The 22,136-nt window shown below is 66.0% G+C and carries 22 protein-coding genes; 8 read left to right on the forward strand and 14 right to left on the reverse strand.

Going from position 1 to position 22,136, the window contains the following annotated elements:
- Window positions 1-58: 58 nt before the first annotated feature.
- From P0L94_08145 to P0L94_08175, 7 genes are all read right to left on the reverse strand, one after another.
- Entirely contained in the window at window positions 59-3,241 is a 3,183-nt protein-coding gene (locus tag P0L94_08145) for a type I restriction endonuclease subunit R (GenBank protein WES66034.1), read from the reverse strand.
- Window positions 3,242-3,249: 8 nt separating this feature from the next.
- Window positions 3,250-4,455, reverse strand: a complete 1,206-nt coding sequence (locus P0L94_08150) for a 50S ribosome-binding GTPase (GenBank protein ID WES66304.1) — start codon at window positions 4,453-4,455, stop codon at window positions 3,250-3,252.
- A 32-nt stretch (window positions 4,456-4,487) separates the two neighbouring features.
- A complete protein-coding gene (locus P0L94_08155; protein ID WES66035.1) occupies window positions 4,488-5,156 on the reverse strand; it encodes a hypothetical protein in 669 nt (222 codons plus the stop codon).
- 73 nt (window positions 5,157-5,229) lie between these two features.
- On the reverse strand, window positions 5,230-6,198 hold the full coding sequence (locus P0L94_08160) for a hypothetical protein (protein ID WES66036.1): 969 nt from the start codon (window positions 6,196-6,198) through the stop codon (window positions 5,230-5,232).
- Window positions 6,195-7,403 carry a restriction endonuclease subunit S gene (locus P0L94_08165; protein WES66037.1) on the reverse strand — a complete coding sequence of 403 codons (1,209 nt, stop codon included), beginning with the start codon at window positions 7,401-7,403 and terminating at the stop codon, window positions 6,195-6,197. The genes P0L94_08160 and P0L94_08165 overlap by 4 nt, the downstream gene beginning before the upstream one ends.
- Window positions 7,400-9,004, reverse strand: coding sequence for a class I SAM-dependent DNA methyltransferase (locus P0L94_08170; GenBank protein ID WES66038.1), 1,605 nt, complete (start codon window positions 9,002-9,004; stop codon window positions 7,400-7,402). The genes P0L94_08165 and P0L94_08170 overlap by 4 nt, the downstream gene beginning before the upstream one ends.
- A gap of 9 nt (window positions 9,005-9,013) precedes the next feature.
- On the reverse strand, window positions 9,014-11,026 hold the full coding sequence (locus P0L94_08175; protein ID WES66039.1) for a hypothetical protein: 2,013 nt from the start codon (window positions 11,024-11,026) through the stop codon (window positions 9,014-9,016).
- A 192-nt stretch (window positions 11,027-11,218) separates the two neighbouring features.
- Here P0L94_08175 and P0L94_08180 point away from each other — a divergent pair, with 192 nt between their 5' ends.
- From P0L94_08180 to P0L94_08190, 3 genes are all read left to right on the forward strand, one after another.
- Window positions 11,219-11,851 carry a hypothetical protein gene (locus P0L94_08180; GenBank protein ID WES66040.1) on the forward strand — a complete coding sequence of 211 codons (633 nt, stop codon included), beginning with the start codon at window positions 11,219-11,221 and terminating at the stop codon, window positions 11,849-11,851.
- A gap of 41 nt (window positions 11,852-11,892) precedes the next feature.
- Window positions 11,893-12,927, forward strand: a complete 1,035-nt coding sequence (locus tag P0L94_08185) for an NINE protein (protein ID WES66041.1) — start codon at window positions 11,893-11,895, stop codon at window positions 12,925-12,927.
- Window positions 12,928-13,047: 120 nt separating this feature from the next.
- On the forward strand, window positions 13,048-13,242 hold the full coding sequence (locus P0L94_08190) for a hypothetical protein (GenBank protein ID WES66042.1): 195 nt from the start codon (window positions 13,048-13,050) through the stop codon (window positions 13,240-13,242).
- A gap of 125 nt (window positions 13,243-13,367) precedes the next feature.
- On the opposite strand, the gene P0L94_08195 is transcribed toward P0L94_08190, so the two are convergent.
- A complete protein-coding gene (locus P0L94_08195; protein WES66043.1) occupies window positions 13,368-14,255 on the reverse strand; it encodes a hypothetical protein in 888 nt (295 codons plus the stop codon).
- 443 nt (window positions 14,256-14,698) lie between these two features.
- On the opposite strand from P0L94_08195, the gene P0L94_08200 reads away from it, so the two are divergent.
- Complete coding sequence (locus P0L94_08200) at window positions 14,699-14,821, forward strand: hypothetical protein (GenBank protein ID WES66044.1); 123 nt, start codon at window positions 14,699-14,701, stop codon at window positions 14,819-14,821.
- A gap of 416 nt (window positions 14,822-15,237) precedes the next feature.
- On the opposite strand, the gene P0L94_08205 is transcribed toward P0L94_08200, so the two are convergent.
- Window positions 15,238-16,941, reverse strand: a complete 1,704-nt coding sequence (locus P0L94_08205; GenBank protein WES66045.1) for an AAA family ATPase — start codon at window positions 16,939-16,941, stop codon at window positions 15,238-15,240.
- Window positions 16,942-17,027: 86 nt separating this feature from the next.
- On the opposite strand from P0L94_08205, the gene P0L94_08210 reads away from it, so the two are divergent.
- Both P0L94_08210 and P0L94_08215 read left to right on the forward strand, forming a co-directional pair.
- The gene (locus P0L94_08210) at window positions 17,028-17,471 is read left to right on the forward strand and encodes a hypothetical protein (protein ID WES66046.1); all 444 of its coding nucleotides are present in this window, start codon (window positions 17,028-17,030) and stop codon (window positions 17,469-17,471) included.
- A 248-nt stretch (window positions 17,472-17,719) separates the two neighbouring features.
- On the forward strand, window positions 17,720-17,980 hold the full coding sequence (locus P0L94_08215) for a hypothetical protein (protein WES66047.1): 261 nt from the start codon (window positions 17,720-17,722) through the stop codon (window positions 17,978-17,980).
- A 5-nt stretch (window positions 17,981-17,985) separates the two neighbouring features.
- Here the strand turns inward: P0L94_08215 and P0L94_08220 are convergent, their stop codons facing one another.
- Window positions 17,986-18,510, reverse strand: coding sequence for a hypothetical protein (locus P0L94_08220; GenBank protein WES66048.1), 525 nt, complete (start codon window positions 18,508-18,510; stop codon window positions 17,986-17,988).
- 226 nt (window positions 18,511-18,736) lie between these two features.
- Here P0L94_08220 and P0L94_08225 point away from each other — a divergent pair, with 226 nt between their 5' ends.
- Window positions 18,737-19,186: an SRPBCC family protein gene (locus P0L94_08225; GenBank protein ID WES66049.1), complete on the forward strand. Its 450-nt coding sequence runs from the start codon at window positions 18,737-18,739 to the stop codon at window positions 19,184-19,186.
- Window positions 19,187-19,322: 136 nt separating this feature from the next.
- Here the strand turns inward: P0L94_08225 and P0L94_08230 are convergent, their stop codons facing one another.
- The 4 genes from P0L94_08230 to P0L94_08245 form a co-directional block, all read right to left on the reverse strand.
- A complete protein-coding gene (locus P0L94_08230; GenBank protein ID WES66050.1) occupies window positions 19,323-19,826 on the reverse strand; it encodes a hypothetical protein in 504 nt (167 codons plus the stop codon).
- Window positions 19,827-19,906: 80 nt separating this feature from the next.
- Window positions 19,907-20,788 (reverse strand): alpha/beta hydrolase, encoded by an 882-nt coding sequence (locus P0L94_08235; protein WES66051.1) that lies wholly within the window; start codon window positions 20,786-20,788, stop codon window positions 19,907-19,909.
- Between the two features lie 247 nt (window positions 20,789-21,035).
- Entirely contained in the window at window positions 21,036-21,275 is a 240-nt protein-coding gene (locus P0L94_08240) for a hypothetical protein (GenBank protein WES66052.1), read from the reverse strand.
- On the reverse strand, window positions 21,272-21,535 hold the full coding sequence (locus P0L94_08245; protein WES66053.1) for a ribbon-helix-helix protein, CopG family: 264 nt from the start codon (window positions 21,533-21,535) through the stop codon (window positions 21,272-21,274). The genes P0L94_08240 and P0L94_08245 overlap by 4 nt, the downstream gene beginning before the upstream one ends.
- 93 nt (window positions 21,536-21,628) lie before the next feature.
- Here P0L94_08245 and P0L94_08250 point away from each other — a divergent pair, with 93 nt between their 5' ends.
- Entirely contained in the window at window positions 21,629-22,117 is a 489-nt protein-coding gene (locus P0L94_08250; protein WES66054.1) for a hypothetical protein, read from the forward strand.
- The last annotated feature ends 19 nt before the right edge of the window (window positions 22,118-22,136 follow it).

Here is a 22,136-nt window from a genome sequence, read left to right on the forward strand (position 1 = left end):
GATTCATCGGCCTGATCGTGGCTCGCCAAGTCGAGGGACAGATCGCTTCTGTCGCCTGTCAGACTCTCCGATCGTCCGCATACCGCGGAGCCATCGACTCCATCTGGTCCATGACGAGCTTGATCGCGTCGAGTTGCTTGTCCGGTGGGTACTTGTACTTCACCAGGAGTCGCTTGATCGATGACCGCAGCTTCGCGCGGACGTCGTCGCGCACGGTCCAGTCGGTGCGCACGTCGCGGCGCATGACGGCGACGAGTTCCCGCGCGATCTGCGCGAGAACGTCCTCACCCTGCACGTCGATCGCGGATTCGTTGGTGGCGACGGCGTCGTAGAACGCGAGTTCGTCGCTGGAGAGCGGGGGCGTGAACGTCGCCCCTCGGTTGGCCTCGGCCGCGACATCCTTCGCCAACTCCACAAGCTCGGCGATGACCTCGGCGGAGGTGAGCTGCTGGTTCGTGTAGCGGTTCATGATCTCGGCGATCCGTTCCGAGAACGCGCGCTGGCGGACGAGGTTGCCGCGGGTCGCGGCCGCGCCGGCATCCGTCAGTGACTTGCGCAGCGCCTCGATCGCGAGGTGAGCGTTCGGCGCTGCCTGGGCCTTCGCGAGGAACTCGGGCCCGAGGTCGTCGAGAGCGAGTCGGGGCAGGCCGGCGGCGTCGTAGATGTCGACGACGTCTCCTGGTGCGATCGAGTCGGCCACGAGTGTTCCGAGCAGGCGCGAGATCTCCTCCGGGATCGGTTCGTCGCGCGACTGCCGCTCGGCGGCGTCGAACTTCGCCATCCACACGCGGACCTCTTCGTAGAAGGCGATCTCGTCGTGCAGTTCGGCGAGCCCTTCGCGTCCGGATGCGAGCGCCCACGCACGCGCCAGCTGCCCGGTCGCGAGTCGATACTGGGCCGACAGCCGCTCCGAGCCGAGGTCCTCGGCGTTGAGCGGGTTCTGCGGGTCGCGCAGGTAGTTCGTCGCCATGGTCGCCGCGGTTCGCCATGCGCGCGAGCCGCCCTCGCGCGCGACGGCACGCCAGTCGCACTCGGCGAGCAGATCCCGGATCTGCGCCACCAGCTCGGTCGCGATCGCCACCGCCTCGTCGACGTCGCGTCCGATCGGCTTGTGCTCCTGATCCGAGACCGTGTACTCCGATAGTGCCTTGGCGAGGTTGTCGGCCAGCGGGGCGTATGCGACGAGCAGGCCGTCCTTCTTGCCGCGGAACGTGCGGTTCACGCGGGCGAGGGTCTGCATCAGCAACGCACCCTTGAGTGGTCGGTCGAGGTAGAGAGTATGCAGCGGCGGGGCGTCGAACCCCGTGAGCATCATGTCCTTCACGATGACCAGTTCGAGTTCGTCCGAAGCATCCTTCAGGCGCGCCTTGATCGCCTTGTTCTCGGAGTCGCGCCGCACGTGGTCGCTCACCGGCGGCTGATCCGACGCAGACCCCGAGTACACGACCTTGATGCGACCCGAGTCCAGGGCATCCGAGTGCCAGTGCGGTCGCAGCGCGACGATCGCGGTGTAGAGCCGTGCGCAGATCTCGCGCGTGCCGCCCACGATGAGCGCCTTGCCGGGCGACTCGAGGAACGGCTTCATCCGCTCACGCCGCTCCTCCCAGTGCCGCACCAGGTCCTCGGCGAGCGTCTCAATGCGCTCCGGCGCCCCGTACACGGCGTTGACGACGGCAACGGATGCCTCGAGCCTCGCCCGCTCGGTGTCATCGAGCCCGAGCGTGTACTCGTCGGCGGCGCGGTCGATGTCCTCTTCGCTCGCACCGTCGGCGAACGACACCTTGATGAGCCGCGGCTCGAAGTACACCGGGACCGTCGCCCCGTCATCCACAGCACGGGTGAGGTCGTAGATGTCGATGTAGTCGCCGAACACCGCACGGGTGTCGCGCTCGGCGAACGAGATCGGGGTGCCGGTGAACGCGATGAGCGTCGCGTTCGGCAACGCGTCCCGCAGGTGCCGGGCGTACCCGTCGAGGTCGTCGTAGTGGCTGCGGTGCGCTTCGTCGACGACGACGATCACGTTGCGCCGGTCGGTGAGGAGCGGATGCTGCGTGCCCGACTGCTTCTCAGCATCCGTCAGCCCGAACTTCTGCAACGTCGTGAAGTAGATCCCGCCCGTGACCCGGTTGCTCAGCTCGTCACGCAGCTGCGCGCGCTCGCGCACCTGCACCGGCCTCTCGGCCAGCAGCAGGCTCTGATCGAACGTCTGGAACAGCTGCCCGTCGAGCTCGGTGCGGTCGGTGACGACAATCACGGTCGGATTCTTGAGTTTCGGATGCCGCGACACGAGGTTCGCGTACAGCTCCATCTCCATCGACTTGCCCGACCCTTGCGTGTGCCACACCACGCCGGCCTTGCCGTTCGTCTCGACCGCCTGCACCGTCGAGCCGACCGCCTTCGTCACCGCGAAGTACTGGTGCGGCTTCGCGATGCGCTTGGTCAGCCCGTCGGAGTTCCCGTCGAACGCCGTGAAGCTGCGCACGAGCTGCAGGAACCGCTCCTGGTTGAACAGGCCATTGAGCGCGTCATCGAGCGGCTCGACCGACATCCCGTTCTCGAGCCGCGGCTGATTCAGCGGTGCACCGTCGTCGTCGACGTTCCAGGGCGCGAAGTGATTCAGCGGGGTGAATGGGGTGCCGTACTTGGCTGCGATCCCATCGCTGGCGAGGGTCAGCACACAGAACCGGAACACCATCGGGAACTCGCGCAGATACGTCTGCAACTGCCGATGCGCTTCAGCAACGCCGGCCGATGCCGAGCCGGCACGCTTCAGCTCGACGACGACCAGAGGCATCCCGTTGACGAACAGCACGACGTCGAACCGGCGATGCAGGTCGCCCTGGCGCAGCGTCAGCTGGTTAACGGCGAGCCAATCGTTCTCGTGCGGCTGCGTTCCGAGCAGGCGCAGCCGCGGGTTCTGCTCAACCCCGTCGGAGTCGATGTAGCTCAGCGGATACCCACCGACCAGGTACTGATGGACGCGGTGGTTCTCGGTGATCGCATCCTGCGAGGTCGGCGAAGCGATCTGAGCGACGACCTGCTGCAGATACTCGCCCGGGACGCCAGGGTTCAGGCGACGCAGCGCGTCAAGGAGCCGGGGACGAATGAGCAGGTCATCCCACGTGTCGCGCTGTCCACTCCCGGGTGCGATGTCCTCGCCCCTGGACGGCTGCCAGCCGAGCGGCTCGGCGAGCGTTTCGAGAGCATCATGCTCCCAGTCGGCCTCGGACAGCCCTGTCATGGGTCAGCTCAACCCTTCGCGATCTTCTGCTCTGCCATCTTGCGGATGACGTCGAGGAACCCAGGGACGAAGTCACCCCACGAATCGTTCACTGCATCGAGGTCGAGCTTGCCCGTGTGCACCTGCTCGCACAGGCGCGTCCAACCCTCACCCGTCGCGCCGGTGAGCGCTGCCGCAACGCCGGCGTTGATGACGCTCCCTGCGCCGGGAATCAGCTTGAGCAAACTGCTGGCGAGCGCCCTGCCCGCGAGTTGCACGCCGACCTGCGCGAGGGCGCCGGCCGAGAGCATGCTCTTGATCTCGAGGTCGTAGATGATCGCGATGCGACCCATCATTCCGAGTTGGATCGGCGCCAGAATTGCGGCATCTGCGACGGGAACGGGAACCGCGGCTGCTCCGGCAGCTGCAGCCGAAGCTGCTCCGACAACCGTGCGAGCCATTTCGCGCTTCCAGGGGAGGTTGAGTCGCTGGGCGATGCGAAACGCATCCTTCTCGTCTTCGGGCGCGAGCGAGAGAGTCTCGGTGACGAGCTCACCGAGCCCATATCCCGAGTCCTTTCCGTGCTTGTCGCGGGCCGCCGTCAGGATCACTCGCTGGTACGGGATGTCGATCGGCTGGTCGGTCTCGTCGACAGGGTTCTCGAGCCAGTCGACGAACTCCTGGACCCCCTTCGGGATCGAGCGCTTGCCGGGGATGACGCTGATTCCGGTGTCGACCTTGGTCAGGACCAGGATGACGGGTAGACCCTCGGCGTCGAGTTCGCGGATCATCTCGATGTCCGCCGGGGTGAGCCGGTCGTCGTTGGACTTCACGCAATACCAGACGACCGCGATCTGTCGATCAGCGGGGTGTTCTGAGATCGTCTTGAGGTGAGCCCTCAGCTGCTCACGCGGCGCAAGCTTCGACCCGATCTCGAATCCCTCCACGTCCCAGATACCAAGGGAGTCGTCGTTGAAGTACTGGACGCCGCGGGTCACTGGCAGGCCTTTGCCGACCTTCGCCCAGTCACGCCCGAACACGGCGTTGACGAGGGACGACTTTCCCACGCCCGAACCACCGATGACTGCGAGGTTGAACCGGCCGTAGCGGGACTTGGCCTCGGAGCTCGCCTCGAGGAATGGGCGCTCGTCGAACTCCGGCGCGGCTGCGGTGGACTCGGGGATGTCCTTCGCGGATTCGCCTTCGGCTCGAGCTTCGGCCTCGTTTGACACCATGGACTCGTCCTCCTGCAGCTGCTCGTCGGCACTCATACTGCGAACTCGAACTCAAGCGTGATCGTGGGGTCGATCGCCTCCACGATGCGGGTGTAGAATACCTTCGCCTGCTCCTCGAGCACCGGCCGGAATCCCTTGATGTGCTCGTCTACGGCCGCCGCAGACAGTAGCTCCTCGAACACCGCCGTCGTGTCGATCTCGGGGGTCGTCCAGCTGAGAATGCCGTTATCCTCGCTGGCCACGCTCAGGTCGGGGTTCTCATAACCCAGGTAGATGAACTTCGGAATGGTCACGAGGTACGAGTTGTCACCCGTCTGGGTGATTTCGACGTCCTTGCCCTCGATGCCGAACTTCGCGTCGTAGTCATAGCGAACGAGCAACGACCGCTCGGTGCCGGGCAGAGTGAAGAGACTCCAATCGCCGATCGCGAGCTTCAGGCCATCGCCGCGCTCCTCCTGCACGTCGGTCACGCCGGCGGTGACGAGGATCACCTGCTCTTCGCCCTTGAGCGACCGGATGACCTGAACGTCACGCGACTCCGCGGCGCCGAGGAACTTCCCCACCGTGAGCCCCGCGAAGGCAGCCCCGCCGATGAGCGCGAAGACGAATAGCCACAGCAGGAGCTTCGCCCACAGCGGGGTCTTCTTCACCGGCTTGGGAGCGGACGTGGTGGGCGGCGCAGGCGTGGCTGTCGTGGTCATTTGGCGAATCTCCCCAGGTGGTTGGTGCAGTGCACTCGTATATGAAATCTAGAGTCTCAAGCAGAAGTGCATGTCATTCGCTTGCCGCCGGGTCGCCTCCGACATCACCATCGGAGTCCGCAGCCACGTACGCCGGCCGCGCGGAGAACTCATCCAACGTCGCGGGATCGCCGGTCGCAACGTAGTCCACAGCGAGCCCGACACGGCGCGGAAGCTCGACTACTTCAGCGAGCCGATAGCTTCCTCCTGTGTATTGGAAGTCGGGGTCAATCTCACAGTCCGGAGTGACGTCATCGTGGTCGAGCGAGACCACCTCACGGTTGACCACCAACGACGCGACACGAACGGCTCGCTGGCCAGCGCAGAGTACTGGGGCGCCTGTCTCGACCGACTCAAGAAGCTCCTCTCCGTCTTGGACAAGACCCTCGACCACAGTTGAGAAAGCCGCGATCTTCCCTACGAGTGCGACCTGGACAGGAATCATCTGCCGGTGCTTGTCGCCGTTGTTCAGTTGTTGGAGCCCATGCAGCCCGTGGTACGGGCTCGCCCACGGTTGAACGGCCTCGTAGCGCGCAATTGCCCAAGAGGGAAGACCGGCATGAACCTTCGCCCACTCTCGCCATTGTCTTCCTGGCTCCGTGATCGGGAAGTAGGGGCGTCGAGGAAGCTCTCCGACGGAGTACCGCTCGATCATCAGCGTGTTCAAGTTGTCGAGGGCGCTTCGACAGTCGTGAAGGATACGGCCGACGCGCAGTGCCCAGTCCTGATGGGGGAAGGCGGAGCCTGCAGTAAGGGTGAAGTCGACGATATCTGGTGATCCGCTACGCAGGGAGACTTCCACCTTGACGTCGGAGCGGTGGCGCCAATCGTGGATCGCCTGCCGCAAGTCGAGCGCATCTCTCCGAGCTGCCCGAACTCTGAATCGGATGTCCTCGAGGTCCGCGAGGCCAAGTCCGTTGGAGTCCTTCCGTCTGAACGACGAGCCCGCCCCGAGGTCCTCCAGCGCCTCATGATTCGAGTTTGACTGGTGCTGCTGGGTCAACTGTTCACCTCCGACGCGATGCGATGCGCCTCGCGCACGCGGATCCTGCCAGACATCAGCTGCGGGAGGAGCGCATCCCGGGTTGCGGCCAGGGCGCGGTTCTCCCGGGCCTGCGAAGCGACAAGCTCGCGGAGAGGGGCTGCCTGAGCCTCAAAGGAGGCGAGCCCCTCAGCCGGAATGTCGGGAACCGGTGCGTCGAGGAACCGGTCCGCGCGAACCGCAGGGTAGGCGCTTCCCTCGGCAACGTTCTCCAGGTAGGCGGCGAACTCAGGGCGCTTCGTTGCCTCGTAGAGGAAGGCAAATCCGACGTCGCGTGGCGACAGAATCGCGAGGCCGGTCGAAGCAACGAGCATTGGGTCGTCCTCAAGGTTCAGGGCGTGGGACCGCCGGTTGGGCCGGACGGTCGACCACATCGTGTCGCCCAGGGACAGTCCGCGCCGGGCCCTTCCCGGAGCATCCGCCCATTCACTGCGCTCGGGATAGTCAAAGGAGCCCACCGTGACCGACGCGATGTCGACGTATCGCAGGCTCCCGTCTGCGATTGGCTTGACTGAGCGCTTATTGACGTCCGCGATCGAGCCGAGCTTCGTTGTCCCGTTGCCGCTCGCCAGTTCATCGAGGAGACCCGCGAGGTACGAATCGATGGTTGCAGCGAGGGCAGTGTTGGCGGCGATCTTGTCGTCGAGGGCGCCCAGCACCTCGGCGATCGCCTGCTGCGCGGGAAGTGCCGGGAATCGGATCGGCAAGGAACGCAGCTGGCCGAGATTGAAGCCGGGAACAGAGCTACCGATCGCCTGGCCGCGAACAAGATCAACCATCCACGGCTGTGAGAGGTAGTAGTACAGGAACGTGGGATCGACCTGTTGCGGGTCAGGACGTAGCCGCATCTGCTTGTTGGAAACGAGGAATCGATCATAGGCCTCGCGCCCGTCGAGCAGGCCAATTTGACCGATCGTTCCCCAGCAGGTGAACACGAGGTCTCCCGCGCGTGCAACAGCACGCGGAAACTGCTCGACGATCGACTCAGGCAGAAAGACGAGATCCGCAGTGTCGATCCGCTTGCCGATATCGTCGCTGAGATTCGATCCGCGCAGCATCGGCACCCCATCGTTCACGAAGTGCTTTGATGACACGGCCGATCCAAAAGGGCCGGTGGCGGTCTCCGCCGCTATGTCACCAAGTGTGCTGGCGCTCCACGGGATCATGAGACTCTCGCGAGCTGGTTGCGAACGACATCGGCTAGGCGTGCCGACTCGGACAACTGCGCCTCGAGGTCGGCCCGCAACCGCGCGAGCTTCTCTTCGATCGGCTCGCCGTCGTCCTCCGCTTCGGCGGCGCCGACGTACCGCCCAGGCGTCAGCGCGTAGTCCGCAGCCTTGATCTCGGCGTGCATCGCCGAGTAGCAGAACCCCGGAACATCGGCGTACCCGTCGGACGCAGCATCCGACTCAACTCCTCGCCACGCGTGGAACGTGCCCGCGATCTTCGCGATGTCCTCATCGCTCAGCGCGCGCTCGGCGCGGTCAACCATGTGCCCGAGTCCGCGGGCGTCGATGAACAGCACCTCGCCCGCACGCTTCCCCTTGTCCTTCGCGAAGAACCACACGCACACCGGGATGCCGGTCGAGCGGAACAGCTGGGTCGGCAGGGCGACCATGCACGACACGAGGTCGGCTTCCACGATCTCGGCGCGGATCTGCCCCTCCCCGCCGGAGTTCGATGACATCGAGCCGTTGGCCATGACGACGCCGGCCTGCCCGCCGGGGGCGAGCTTGGAGAGGATGTGCTGGATCCAGGCGTAGTTCGCGTTGCCGGTGGGCGGGACGCCGAATCGCCAGCGCGGGTCGTCTTCGGTGCGGGCCCAGTCCTTGATGTTGAAGGGCGGGTTGGCCATGACGAAGTCGGCCTGCAGGTCGGGGTGAAGGTCGCGTGCGAAGGTGTCGCCCCAGCGCGGTCCGAGGTTGCCCGAGAGTCCGTGGATGGCGAGGTTCATCTTTGCCATGCGCCAGGTGCGCTCGTTGAGTTCCTGCCCGTACACCGAGATGTCGCTGCCCTCGCCGTGGTGGGCGTCGATGAACTTCTCGGCCTGGACGAACATTCCGCCCGATCCGCAGCAGGGGTCGTAGACGCGCCCGTGGGTAGGCTGCAGCAGTTCGACGAGCACCCGCACGACGCCGGCGGGCGTGTAGAACTCGCCGCCCCGCTTGCCTTCGGCGGCGGCGAACTTCTCGAGGAAGTACTCGTACACCTCACCGAGCAGATCCCGCGCGCGGCGTCCGTCCGATCCGCCCTGCCCCTGGGCGGCGAACCGTGCCGAGTTGAGCAGGTCCATGAGTTCGCCAAGGCGCCGCTGGTCGACGTTGTCGCGGTTGAAGATCCGCGGGAGCGTGCCCGAGAGCTGCGGGTTGGCCTGCATGACGGCATCCATCGCCTCGTCGATCAGCAGGCCGATCGACTTCTCGACGCCGTCGACCTGCGCGCCCTTCGCATTCTCGGCGAGAAAGCCCCACCGCGCGTTCGCGGGCACCCAGAACACTCCGCGGCCGGTGTACTCGTCGGTGTCGTCGATGAGGTCGGCGATTTGGTCGTCGTCGTACCCGTCGGCGGTGAGCTCGGCGCGGATGCCCGCGCGGCGCTCGTCGAAGGCATCCGACACGTACTTGAGGAAGACGAGCCCGAGGATGACGTCCTTGTACTGCGAGGCGTCCATCGATCCGCGCAGCTTGTCGGCGGCCTTCCAGAGCGTGTCCTTCAGCTCCTTCATGGTCGACGGCGCCTGCGGGGCGGCTTTCGGTGTGCGGGGCATGGAGCTTCCTTACTGCGGGTCGGATGCCGCGGGCGCGGCGTCCATGTCGGTCAGAGTGACGGCGCCGGCGGCCACAGCGGCTGTCAGCGTATCGATGTAGTGGTCGAGATTCGCGACGCGGCTCTCGAGTTCGGCACGAGCCGCGGCGAGGTCAGCGAGTGCGCGGCGGAGCGGGGCGATGGATGCCGGGGCGACGCGGCGCATCATCCACCGCTTCCACGCGCCCGGCCCGGCGGACTGGGTCGGGATGTCGGCGGCGACCAGCTCGGGGACGAGTCCGCCGGGGTCGGACGCGGTGATCCGCAGCACACGGGCGGGGTAGGCGACGATCTTGGATCCGTCGTGGTCGACCCAGGCGGCGGGTGTGGGGCTGGTGCGGAAGACGATGTCGCCGGGGCGGGTGAGCTGCGCGGACGGATGCTGGTGCGCGAAGGTCATCGGGTCGATGCGGCGGTTGCCGATCCGGGTCGGCGTGCTGAGGTCTTCGGCGGTGACGACGCCGAGGCCGGTCGTTCCGGCGTCCTCGACGGCGAGTCTCGTGCCGGGGATGATCCGTGCGTGTCCGTTGCCGATGAGGTCCCCGAGCGGGGCTGGCGGGACCGCTGTCGATGGGTCACCGATTGCCCTGATGCGCTCTGGGAGGTCGATGGCGGCGGTGACCGCCGCGGCGTCCAGGTTCGCGGCGAGTGCCGCGGTGTGCGAGGGCGACGTCGTGTGGGGGGTGCGTGGGGCGAGGAGTGCGCCGGAGCGTGCGAGGAACGATGACGTGCGCACGAGGCGCGCGAACCGGAAGGTTCGCGCCAATACGTCGGCGCGGCTTCCCATGCCGGCGAGGACGTCGCTGACGATGTCCGCACGCGTGGCGGGAGTCAGTTCGCCATCGATGAGATCGGCGACAGCCGTGAACCTCTCACCACGAGGGACGTCACCGGTCGGTGGGCCGAGCACCCACAGTGCGAGCGGTTCGCGCGTGGCGGCGGCCACGAGACCGTGCGGCAAGCGGACCGCGGCACGAAGGCGACCGGACCGCAGCACGTCGTCGCGGGCCGCTCGGGCGGGCGCGGGCAGCGCGTCAATGAGGGCGCGCGCTGGGCCCACCACGACGGCGACGTCCTTGTCGCGAAGCGACAACGCCACATCGTCGGCGTCCGCCAGCATCCGCTCGACGTTGTCGCCGGGCGTCGCGGGCACGCGCGCGAGGTAGACGGTCGCCGTGCTGTCGACATCGTCCTCGATCCAGATGTCGGCGACCTGGAGGTGCCGACGGACGCTCCGCTCGCGGGGAGATGCCGCGACCGAGAGCGCGATGTCATCGCTGATGTCGCTCGCGGTGCGGAGCGCGGTCAGTTCGTCGATTCCGCGGTCGATCACCACCCGATCGACGCCATCCCGCTGGGCGAGCGCCGTCGTGACTTCAAGGATGAGGTCGAGCGCAGTGCCGGCGAGCGGAGCGGCCGAGCCATCCGCTGCAGTCGTAGCTGTGTGACGAGCGCGCGAGACCTCAAGCGCCTGCGCAGGCGAGTAGGCCGCATCGATGAGCTGATCGGTGAACGGCGCCCAGTCTGCTCCGCGGTCGAGGTGTCGGGACACCTCACTGCGAAGGAACGCGTCAGACGGGTCCACTTCGCCCGCAGCCTGACGCAGAGCGTCGGGCGTCTCGTCGGTGAGTCCGCCAACGAGCGCGGCCAGGACGATGAGCGCGTTGAGCTCGGCGACGTGCGAGGCGTTCGCCCAGTCGAGATCGGCCGGCGCGGCGGCTGCCGCGGCATCCGCCACCGCCTCGGGATTGTTGCCATGGCCGGTCCGCACGAGCCACTCGGCCACCGCGCCGGCATCGAAGAGTGGCGACCCCGACTTGCGCGCGATCGGCGCGGGAAACGCATCATCCCCTGTCGCAAACCGTGAACGCCACATCGACGCGACCGGGCGCCGCACTCTCGCGAGCTCGGCCACATCCGACAGCGAGAGCCGAAGAGGCACAGGGCCCTCGGCTGCTCGCTGGGCGGAAGTCGCGGTGGTCACGAGCCAAACGGTACTGCACTAGGAGTTCTGGAGGCCTGCGCTTGTTGATAAGGGGGATTATCACGCCGCTGAGCCAATTCACCGAGTGGCCTTCGTAGCTTCAGTGACGGCGGACAACACGTACCGCCGGAGCGGACGGGCCCTGCTGGGGGGCCGGCCCGTCCGCTCGCTTCCGCCACGAAGGGACTGACCATGCGACGCTCGCTCACTTTGACTCTCACTCTCGCGGTTGCGGCGCCGCTGCTGTTGGCCGGATGCACGTCGACATCGGCGCCCGATGCGGATCACGTGCCCGACACGGCGCCGGTCGCGACCGCGACACCGACGCCCACGCCGACCGATGACCCCGGCAAGACGGCCACCTACGGGGAGCGGGTCATCAACGACCGCGGCAACCTCGTGAAGGAGGTCGGGCAGCTCGCCGGGATCTCCATCGGCGACGACGCAGACATCACTGCTGCCCAGTTCGTCGTCACCGACATCGTGACCGACGTCGACTGCACTGACGAATACGCGGACGAGTCGAAGAACGGCCACTTCGTCGGCATCCATCTCAACGTCGAGACCACCCCGAAACTCGCTCAGGACGAGATCGGCACTGTGTCGTTCTCGCAGTGGGCGTGGCAGGCGTTCGACGCCGACGACAAGCGCGTGAACGACCCCGTCGGGAACGCCCTCTGGTGCATGGACGCCGGCGACCAGCTGCCATCTGACATCGGCCCCGGCCAGAGCGTTTCCGGATGGATCGTCCTCGACCTGCCCACCGACCACGGTGTCGTCGTGCTCACGATGGGCGCCGCCAACGGCTGGGAGTGGGCGTACTGAGCCCGTCCCGACGTCACCTCAATCACAAAGGAGAAATCACAGTGAGCAATCCCTCAACCCCGGCACCGCCGGCCATGCCCGCAGCACCCGTGCCCGGCGCGCAGTTCCCGCAGCCGCCCGCGAAGTCGTTCATCGCGACCTGGCTGTTCGCCTGGCTGCTCGGCGTCTTCGGCGTCGACCGGTTCTACCTCGGCAAGGTCGGCACCGGCATCCTCAAGCTCGTCACCTTCGGCGGCCTCGGCATCTGGATCCTCGTCGACCTGATCATGGTGCTCGTCGGCGCCACCCGCGACAAGCTCGGCCGCCCCCTCGAGGGCTACGACAAGCACCGCGTCATCGCGTGGATCGTCACCGGCGTCGTGATCATCCTCGGCATCGCGGTGGGCGCAGTCAGCGGCGGAAGCGGTGGGAACGACGCCGCCGACGTACCCGCCGTGGAACAGAGCGACGCCACCACCGATGAATCGAAGCAGCCCGCTGAGCCGACAGAGGAGGCACCCGCCGAGGAACCCGCGGTCACGGCGGCGAGCTGGGCGAACGAGGAGTGGGGCGAGTTCGCGCCCGTCGAGCAGTCCGGCACGGGTGACACCCTCATCACCCTCCCCGATGGAGCGACCGGCGGGATCGTGACCGCGACCCACAACGGCGAGCGTAACTTCGCGATCTCGGTCCTCGACGCCTCGAACGAGACGACCGGCGAACTCCTCGTCAACACCATCGGCTCCTACTCGGGCACGACCGCGTGGGGCATCAACGCCTTCGGCGAGGGCGCGCGCCTGCAGGTGACCGCCGACGGGGCATGGACGATCACCATCAGCCCGATGGGGTCGGCCCCGACCGCCGCAGAGTCGGGAACCGGCGACGCCGTGTTCCTCTACGACGGAGGCGCCGCGGCCCTGACCGCCACCCATGACGGCGAGCGCAACTTCGCGATCCTCGAAGAGACCTCGGAAGCGTTCAACATGGGGCTCCTGGTGAACGAGATCGGCACCTACTCGGGCACCGTCCCACTCTCGGCCGGACCGTCGGTCGTCACCGTGACCGCCGATGGCAACTGGACGCTCGTCATCGAGTGATCCATCGGCTGGGGGGCCGAGTCGCGATACCGCGGCTCGGCCCCGCTGCCACATCGGGAGCTTGGCCAAACTCCCGAAGCCGACCAATCAGCCAGAACCAGTTCGAAGGATGTGATGTACATGTCTCTGCACAAGTCCCACAGCTGCGGCAAGGTTCGCTTCCGCGACCACCGCGAGGCCGTCTCCGCACTCCACAACGTCACGACCCTCCGCAAGCGCGCCGAAGAAGACATGGTTCCGTCGCGGCGGCGCGAGGTTCGCACCTACGAGTGCGACGCCTGCCACGGCTACCACCTCACGAGCATGGCCGCATGACCCTGCTCAGATCCCATCGCAATGTGTCCTTGGTCGGGCGCGCGAAGGGCACCGCACGTCATGCGTGACAAACCGCTTCAGCAGTCCTCCTCGGCTGGCCAGTCCGAGCGGTGCTCCAGGACAGGTCAGACGGCGTCGGTCGCGGCTTCCCTACGTTCGGCGACAGACTCGGTGCTGCCACCGTGTCCCGCGAACGCGACTCTTCCACTCGCTCCGCGCTTGATTGTCATGGCCTTCTTGCGCTCCGCGTGGGTCCAGATCCCGGTGGTGGAGTAGACATTCACGGTTCGCCGCAGGGTGGGAGACTTCAGGTTGAGTGTTGAGTTCTTCCCCACCGTCAGGATCCCGCGTTCCTCGAGGCCACGGAGTCCCCGCTTCGCGGTCGACTCGGGTATCCCGTACCACTGTGGGATTCGGGCCGCAGGCAGTTCGAAACTCGGTTTCTGGTCGAGCGCGACGAGAAGCATGAGTTTCTGCACGAGGGGCAGCGCTCGGTCGAAGCCGTCCAGCCAGTACGCGTGCGGAATGGTGATCCACCCGCCTTGACTGATCTGCCTTGGACGCTCGTAGGGGGCGCGGTTCCCGGACTCGTGGAGGAGCGTGTACTTCGACTGCTGTCCGTCTCGTTCGCTCTGAATGAGGCTGAGCTTCTTCAGCTTCTGCACAGCCTTCGACCAGCGCTGACGCGCCGACTTCGGAGACGCGTACCGGGTCATGTCGGCGGCATGAGCCCACGTCATGGCGGGGTAGGTCGACTCGTAGGGGCTGCTTGCACTCGCGAGCGCGTGGATCAGGAGGTAGGCGTCTAGCGCTGGCTCATCGCTGGTCAGGGACGCGAGTGGACCTATCCGCGAGCCGGCAGCATTGGGCTGCTTGAGCTGCACGAAGTCCCCACGAACTGGGACCCCGCCGCGGGCAGTTGTAGACAGCAAAGTCTGCAGAACCTCGTGTCGATCAGGCAAGCCGGCATCGTGATCGCCGCCTTCCGATGAGTCCCGTGATGCTGAGTTCATGAGTCATATGCTGTCTCCTCGGCAGGGGTGCAGCAACCATGACACGCAGATTCGTGTTGGCGACTCAGGACTGACTATGAAAGGTCATGCGAGATACCTGGAAGTTCGAGTGCAACGTCCATGCGAGGTCACGAGGGGCGGCTTGGCGACTGGGGATCGACTTGGCGTTTCATGCCGCGGCCATCGCACCCTGGGCTTCGTGTCTGGGTTGGCCGATCTGCAGATCGCCGGTGAACCGGTGTCCCCCTCCACTAAAATTGGGAGCACAGCAGAAAGGCCCGCACAAGGCGGGCCGATCGCCACTCGAAAGAGTGTCGCATCAGAGACTGACACGGTGTGGTTACCAGACAGTCTAGGCGAATTGCGGCCCGCGGGCTAGCGCGCCTCTCGCCTGACGCGGCGTCCTTCCGGGTGGTTCTTGAGACCCTCGGAAGGAGGAGTCGATGACAGGTGACGGTCATCACGCGCGCAAGCGTGTCCCGGTGCGCTTCTGGTTGCGCATCGTCGGACGCACGCTGGGCGTCGTCGTCCGCATCATCATGATCTGGCTCGACATGAACAACTAGCCACCTGGCTAGTCGACCGGTGGGGTGTCTGGAGACAGCGAGACCCGGGCATCCCCACCCCCGCTCCGCCACGGCGTGATGCAGAAGTTTGCCGTTGGCGCTTGCTGGTAGTCACTACCTTGAGGCAACTGTGCGTGTTCCCAACGCACGCGGGACTCCAGCGATGGACGGAAGTCTCCGCGCCCGATCCGTGATCTCTCCGAAGTGCGGGCGATGATCGAGGCAGCTGCCCACGAAGGTGAGGCATTGCACCTGATCGCAATGATTCATGGCGAGCGGATGGCGCGTCGTGCCGGCGGACGTGCTGAGCAGCTCTATCGAATGAATGACGGACGACGAGCGTGATCCGAAGCTGATGCCGCCGGAATCTAGACCAGCCCACCCGCAACGCCGGGCACTCGGCTTAGGCTCCGACCCTATGCATTCGCATTCGCTCGCTCGATGAGGGCGATGAGCGCGCCAACCCGCTTCTTGAGATCGAGAGGCCACTCGTCCCCCCATCGCCGAACTGCCTCTCTCGCGATCGCGGTCTTGCTCGGTTGTCGAATGCCGATCCGATCAGGGTCGAGCGGGTTCTGCCACCGCGCTTGATCGGAAAATGTGGTGTTTGCCGTGCTGGGGTGCGCTTGCTTGATGGCTTCGGAGAGAGTCTGCTCGGGAACGTAGTTCTCGATCGTGTATCCCGCGGTGACCCACGCGAGTCCCGACTCCTCGCCCTCACCGAGCGACTCGATCACTCGGGTCTTGCTCGCATTCAGCTTCGCGCTGGCGCGCTTCTTGTCAGAGTCGATAACGATCGCCATGTAGCGATTGAGGGCACGGAGTGAGATGAACTCATCGACTTCCTCGCGATCCAACGGTGACAGCTCGCTCAGAAGCGACCCGCCGTAGAACATCACCGAGTAGTGCGTGCCTTCGATGAAGGCACCGGGCTGCAGCTTGTCGATCAGATGCTTCAGGTAGGTGCGGTCGGAGGGTCCCTCAACCCAGACAATTGCGTTTGTTTGTACGAGGTCGGATGGGCGGTACCCCAGGTCCGCGCACACCGCCGCTCTCTCCCGAGCCGAGCCAGCGTAGCGAACGGTTGACTGTCCGTCGCGCCGCGTCACATGGAATATCGAGCCAAGCTCCGAGTCGAGCATGTGAGCCGAATGTGTGGCGATGAAGTACTGATTCGATGTGCTCTCGGCGAGATAGCGAAGTAGCTTGCGCTGGAGAACGGGGTGGAGATGAACCTCCGGCTCCTCAATACAGACCACAGAGTCTTGAACGATTGTCGCTGCCGCCGCAAGAATCACGACCTCGTGCACGCCGGTGCCGACGTACTCGATCGGCAATGTCCGCCCGCCCTGGGTCACGTGAATCGTCGAGAGGTCGTGAGGAACGTCGATCGTGACGGTGTCGTCATCCATCACGGCTCGCACGAAGTCCTGAATCTGCTGGAACTTCTCCTTGTCGGCCAACTTCTGGGAGCTGGGCGCCTGAAGCTCGAGCAACCTCCGCTTGATGCTTCGACCATTCAGATCTGGCTCGTCATCGCTGTCGGTCGAGATCTCCCGGACACCTTCAACACGGTAGGCGGCAGCCAGCTTTGGCTGGCTGCCGGCAATTCTCTCAATCACACGAAGCGCGTCATCGCCGAGACTCCCACCCGACGTGTTTGTCAATCCGCTAGAGAGCTCGCGTGCAAAGTGGTCTGCGCCGATAGTCCGAGCCCATTCCGGGTATAGCCAGGCAGCCGATGGGTCAGACGGTGCCGCCAGCCACACGAAGTCCGATTGGCTATCGAGAGTCAGCTCTGACAGAGCAGAGGCAAACTCGCGCAGCTTGCGGCGAAAATCTTGTACTCGACCTGGATCCGTGACCCACGAGACCACTTCGTCCAGGTTGTGAGCGAAAAGCCTGATGGGCCTGTGCTCCGCATCGCTGAAGGGCCGATCCCACGTGGCTGCCTTCGTGGAGCCATTGACCGCGTCGGCGATCACCCGGAGCACATTTGACTTCCCGGTGTTGTTTTGGCCCGCGATCAGGTTGACCTTCGAAAGCGGTGCAAGCACTGCGAGCTGGCTGGATGCGAAGCTTCGGTACCCCGCGAAGGCGATCCCTTTGAGTAGGTCCACCTCCCCATAGTGCCCCAGGCATGGGACGCGTTGCCCACACCGGCCAAGGGGGTCGATCCGGCAGTCTCAGCGGTAGCGTCAAGGGCGTGGACGTTGATGCGGTGCGCGCGACCGTCGATGACGTTATTGCGGCGATGTTTGCTACGGATCCCGGGGTCGGGCGATTCCCAAGAGGCGACTGGCCCCACGGTGGCTGTGAGTTCACCACAGTAGCGATTGCGGCAGTTCTAGAGGATCGCGGTCTTGGTCGTTGGACCTTCGTGTCTGCTGGCCTATCGGGCGAGGTCAATCACGCGTGGCTCGAATGGCGCAATGAGGACGGTGAGGTGATCTTCTCCATAGATGCGACCCTGCACCAGTTCGACGGGTGGGATGCACCATTCGCGCAGGAGGGGGTCACGCCCGCAGCGAGCATGTTCTCCCCGGTGCAATATGCGGGGGAGATGTGGGACTGGCCGTGGCTAGGTGACGAGCGGCAGATCTTCCGACGCTTGATCCGCGCGGTCCGGGAGCAACTCGCGTCCAGTTAGTCTGTGCAGCGCGGTCGGTCCGGGTGAGCTCATCCGCGCAAGTATCGCGGAGCCGTGAGCGCGGAATGTCCGGCGAGTATCCGCCGGTCCAGTCCGACGTGTTGCCCCGGCGGCTGCGCGCGCAAGCCGGTCGTGCGGCGGGCTCTGCGCGGATGCGGTGCCTCGAGTACATGGCGGCGCGCGTACGAAACGGGCTCCGGCTCGCGAATCCCAGCCGGCCGCCGCGAGACTTCTGCTTCACTGGGCCCATGGGCATCGGTCGCGCACGCGTCGCCCCAGTCGTATGGCTAGGTGTGGCCGGTCTGGTCGCGGTCACGGTGTTGTTCGCGCCGGTGGTCACCGGCGGCTGGTGCGCAGACGCACCCGTCGGCGGAACATCGGTGTGCGGCACCTTCGAGCGATCGGTCCTCGGCATCGACACGTCGATATGGCTGTGGCTGGCACTGTCAGGTGCGGTCACGCTCACAACGGTGCTCGCGGTGCGACGTCGCCGAGCCGATCGCCGATAGACCGGTCAGCTGCGAGCGGGTCGCCGAAGCACTCGACTCAGTGCCACGGCGACACCCGAGAGGACCAGCCACACGGCGAGGACCGCCGCTGAGCTGAGCGACGCGAACGCCATCGACTGAACGATTCCGAGATCCAGGATCGACGACGCCCGCGCCACGTCCCAGAGCACCATCGAGCCATAGATCGATGTCGACAGCAGGAGCCACACCGAGGCTCTGAACCCGGTAGAGCGGGACTCGAGCACGCCGAACACGACCCCGCCCACCACAGCCGCGACGACGAGAATCGTGACGGACACCTGCCCGACCGTCAGCAGCATGCCCCCGGTATCGCCGGCGCAGACCGCGGTCCGGTTGGCGCCCCACGCATAGGGCGGGTTCTGGCAGACCAGCCGGTTGGCCACGATGCTCAGGGCAACAATCCCAACAGCGGTGAACGCGCCCGTCAGCAGCAGGATCCACCCGACTCGGGCATGCCTGCGGCGCACGCGCGAACCGGCCCGCAGGTTGTCCGAGATCGGCTCTGCCATGGCACCACTCTGTCAGGCGTGGTCGGGCGAGCGCGAACGAGGGTGGTCAAGCGCACACCGCCGAGACTCCTCGCCAATCCGGTCGCACGGTTTCGCCCGCTGACGCAGGAAGGGAGGCGGCGCTGACGCTGGAGTGGCCGCACGCAAAGCGGGCGTGTTCGGGCACTCGGTGCCAGCGCCGACCCCGGTGCTGGTCTCGACATTGCCCGCGTGCGAGAGTGGGGACATGGGAGCAGGGCGCGCTTCAGAGCACCGACATGTACGGAGCATCCTGGTCAGCGCACCTGTGGCAGAGGTGTTTGATCACATTTCTGAACCTCGCAACTTCGTCGCCGCCGATCCGGCGAACGTTGAGCTGAAGAATGTCGAGATGAAGGCCGAAGGCAGCGGCTCAACCTGGGAGACGTCCTTCCGGGTTGCGGGCATGCCTGTGCACGCCCGATGGACGCGTCGGGAGTTCCAGCGGAACAACCGAATCGTCGATCATGCATCGACGGGCATGACGTGGACCTTCGAGACCGCGGCGGAAGGACCCGCTACGCGACTCACGGTGAGCTTCGCCCCTGAAACGAGGTCAGGGGTCATCAACGCGATTCTCGACCGCACCGCCACGAGCGAGGAGCCTCAACTCGAGGCAATGGTTGAGGCCTACCGCGACGCGATCGAGTCGGCGTAGAGGCAGATCTAGTGCTACGCGCGCCTGTTGGCCATTGGTCACGCAGGCTCGGATGCCCAGGTCGTCCGGCATCGGCGTGACCCGCGCGGTAGCGCGTCGTTAGCCGACCCGCCTGGACGAGCATTGGTCGGCCCGACTAGCTGACCTTCCGCCGGGGGCGCCACCAGGGAACGGGTCGGAGCTCCCTGAGAGCGGCAGCGGCGGACGCCTCGGTGGTCTTCTTCCGTTGCTGGTCGCGAACGCGATCGGGGCCAATCGCCGCAACTGCGAGACCTGCCACGTACGCGACGCCACCGATGCCAGACACGATCCAGCCAATCCAGAGCGCCACGTCGTCGCCGATTCGCGCCACCGCCATACCGACTGTGACTGCGACGAATCCGACTGCGGCTATGCCGAATCCGATGATCGCGAGCTGAGCGCGTCGTCTTCGCGTCAACTCGGCGACAGCCAGTTCGACGAAGTAGTGGTCCACCCGGTCCGCGGCGGTCTCCGCTTGATGTTGGTTGCGCGCGTTGTTGAGCACCTTCACCCAGAGGTCGTAGCGAACCGACGCGCTGAGCTGGTTGGTGATCGTGATGGCTACAGTGGCTAGGGCGGCGACTCCGGCGAGCACCGTGCCGAACACCATCCAGTTCATGCATCCGATTATTGCCGCACGGTGCGACCGTCTCAGATCATGCGAATCGTCCACCGCTGACTGCGCGACGGACGGTCGCCCTACGCGCGGGGCTTCGGATTGTCGTCCAGGACCTCGCGGAGTCGGGCGGCGAAGGCTTCGGGTTTGCCCGCGTAACCGAACTCGCCACCCATGAAGCCACCGTGGTGGCTGGGGAATATGGTCGCTTCCTGGCCGAGTTGTTCAGCGAGGGCGATCGCGGTTCTCCCTGTGTAGACCTTCACGGATTCCTCGCCGACCGCGACCACGATCCGCGTCGGCGCCGACCGCAGGCCGTCGAGGTCGGGCCGGTAGTGGGTGACGGCCCACGACCGATCGGACAACAGCGGGTCGTCCCGCGTACCGTCGTCCTCCGCGGGCAGGCCGAACGCAGCCGGGTCGGGCGCCGGCTGGGCGAGGTACTCGTCGGTGATCTCTCCCTCCCACGAGGTCAACGCGATGAAGCCCGCCATTCCCGCGCCCCACCCCTTGTCCTGGTAGACCCTGGTGTATGCCTCCCGGGCCCGCTGCACCGCTGCCGCATCCGGCAGCACGCAGTCGATGGGCGGCTCGTGCGCTACGAGAGTCGCCACGTCGTGCGGGTGGGCGACGACCAAGGCGAGGGCGGTCACCGCACCGCCGCTACTTGCGAGCATGTCCACGGGGCCGGCGCCCAGAGCCTGGATGATCGCGTGGACATCCTCAGCCTGAACATCGGGCTCATTCGTGACCGCGCCGTCTCTCCGCGTGCTTCTGCCCAGGCCGCGCGGGTCGTAGGTCACGACCGTGCGATCCGCGAACAGCGGCACCTGGGCCTGGAATCCGCTGGCATCCATCGGCTGGCCGATCATCATCAGCGGCGGTCGGCCGTCCGCGGTGGGCAACGGTCCATGCACGTCATAGACGAGATCGACCCCGGGCAGCGCGAGAGTTCGTTCGGTCACCGGTGGCTCCGTTCCTCTGCCTTGACGACTTCACCGTACGACGCCAGACCCGGACTCGGCCAGGGAGCACTGGATCAGCGGCTCGACGCCGGCGCGACGCCGAGCTTGAGCGACCGGTGCCCGGTCGGCGAGCGAACGCATCAGGGAGTGGAACCGCGTGCGTTCGCCTGCACTCGCGTCATCCTGCGGCGTCGAGACCCGCCCGCGCGCATGGCATCCCGCGAGCGTTCGCCTGGCTCAGTCCGATCTACGGCAGCAGGTCGAGCATCTGCGGCCTGGCCTTCATGGCGTGGATCACCAGCTCGTTGCCGCTGTCGAAGACCAGCACCACCAGCTCAAGCAGCCGTCCTTGCCTGTCGAACCCGAGCCGAAGCTGGCGCGCTGGCGAGTCGCCATCGAGATCGTCGACCCACAGCGACCATGACGCAGCCTGGATGATGTCTTCGGGCGCGATGCCGTGCTTGAGCGCAGAGTCGTGGACCTTCACGCCGCGTACGCAGCGATCGCTTCGCGAATGAGCTCCGAGCGGGTCTTGTGCTCGCGCGCAGCGCGAGCGTCGAGAGCGGCCAGTTCCTCGGACGTGAGCCGGAGCGCGACCACCTGCGCGGGCTCAGCCCCGCGCCCGGGACGTCCCCGTCCACGCCGCTTGAGGGTCGCTACGTCGATGCCGGCCTCGGCCTCCTCCGCCCACGCCGCGATCTGCTCCTCCGTCACCGGAACGCCGTTGATCGTCTCGTCACCACCCATGGCGGCATCGTATTACGAAATTGAAGACCGGTCTACGGCCGACCGAAGCCGGGTGGTTGGACGCGCACCGAGGGACGCCTAGATAATGCACTCGTGGATGCCCCCGCCTATCTCGAATCGATCCGTGGTCGCGTGCTCGACTTGGGAGCGGGGCGAGCAGCGATCGTCGCCCTCGCGTGCGCCCAGCGGCTGGCCAACACGACGCACACATACGATCGGATGGTCACTGCGGCACTCGCGGCCGGCTGGAACAGAACCACAAGTGTTTCGGAGTTGCGCTCACACGCCGACGATCTCGAGCGGCGTCCCGACGCCGATGACAACGTCATTGCCGCCGCGGCCTACGCCGTACGCGCGCTAAACGGCTCGCTTGAGCACGCATGGTGGTCGGTGTCCCGCCTGATCGACTCCGCCTTCGGGCTGGCCGAGTACGACGCCAATTCGACGGCCTTTCGCCCTCTCGGAGAGGATGCGCTGCAGCCCGGAGTCCGACTCGAACTCGACTGGCTGGATGCGACGCTGCAAGTTGGAGCAACGGAAACCGAGCCAGCTAAGCTCGCCGATCGACTTCGCGCGAGCTGATCGTCCGGAAGCCGGTCGC

The organism is Microbacter sp. GSS18, from assembly GCA_029319145.1.
In the GTDB taxonomy this organism is placed as follows: Bacteria; Actinomycetota; Actinomycetes; order Actinomycetales; family Microbacteriaceae; genus Microbacterium.

Excerpts from the sequence above, each read along its gene's own strand:
- P0L94_08165 (WES66037.1), bottom strand. The coding sequence starts at position 7,403 with ATGATCCCGTGGAGCGCCAGCACACTTGGTGACATAGCGGCGGAGACC.
- P0L94_08190 (WES66042.1), top strand. The coding sequence starts at position 13,048 with ATGTCTCTGCACAAGTCCCACAGCTGCGGCAAGGTTCGCTTCCGCGAC.
- P0L94_08215 (WES66047.1), top strand. The coding sequence starts at position 17,720 with ATGGGCATCGGTCGCGCACGCGTCGCCCCAGTCGTATGGCTAGGTGTG.
- P0L94_08225 (WES66049.1), top strand. The coding sequence starts at position 18,737 with ATGGGAGCAGGGCGCGCTTCAGAGCACCGACATGTACGGAGCATCCTG.
- P0L94_08150 (WES66304.1), bottom strand. The coding sequence starts at position 4,455 with ATGGTGTCAAACGAGGCCGAAGCTCGAGCCGAAGGCGAATCCGCGAAG.
- P0L94_08195 (WES66043.1), bottom strand. The coding sequence starts at position 14,255 with ATGAACTCAGCATCACGGGACTCATCGGAAGGCGGCGATCACGATGCC.
- P0L94_08180 (WES66040.1), top strand. The coding sequence starts at position 11,219 with ATGCGACGCTCGCTCACTTTGACTCTCACTCTCGCGGTTGCGGCGCCG.
- P0L94_08200 (WES66044.1), top strand. The coding sequence starts at position 14,699 with ATGACAGGTGACGGTCATCACGCGCGCAAGCGTGTCCCGGTGCGCTTC.
- P0L94_08145 (WES66034.1), bottom strand. The coding sequence starts at position 3,241 with ATGACAGGGCTGTCCGAGGCCGACTGGGAGCATGATGCTCTCGAAACG.
- P0L94_08245 (WES66053.1), bottom strand. The coding sequence starts at position 21,535 with ATGGGTGGTGACGAGACGATCAACGGCGTTCCGGTGACGGAGGAGCAG.
- P0L94_08220 (WES66048.1), bottom strand. The coding sequence starts at position 18,510 with ATGGCAGAGCCGATCTCGGACAACCTGCGGGCCGGTTCGCGCGTGCGC.
- P0L94_08230 (WES66050.1), bottom strand. The coding sequence starts at position 19,826 with ATGAACTGGATGGTGTTCGGCACGGTGCTCGCCGGAGTCGCCGCCCTA.
- P0L94_08170 (WES66038.1), bottom strand. The coding sequence starts at position 9,004 with ATGCCCCGCACACCGAAAGCCGCCCCGCAGGCGCCGTCGACCATGAAG.
- P0L94_08155 (WES66035.1), bottom strand. The coding sequence starts at position 5,156 with ATGACCACGACAGCCACGCCTGCGCCGCCCACCACGTCCGCTCCCAAG.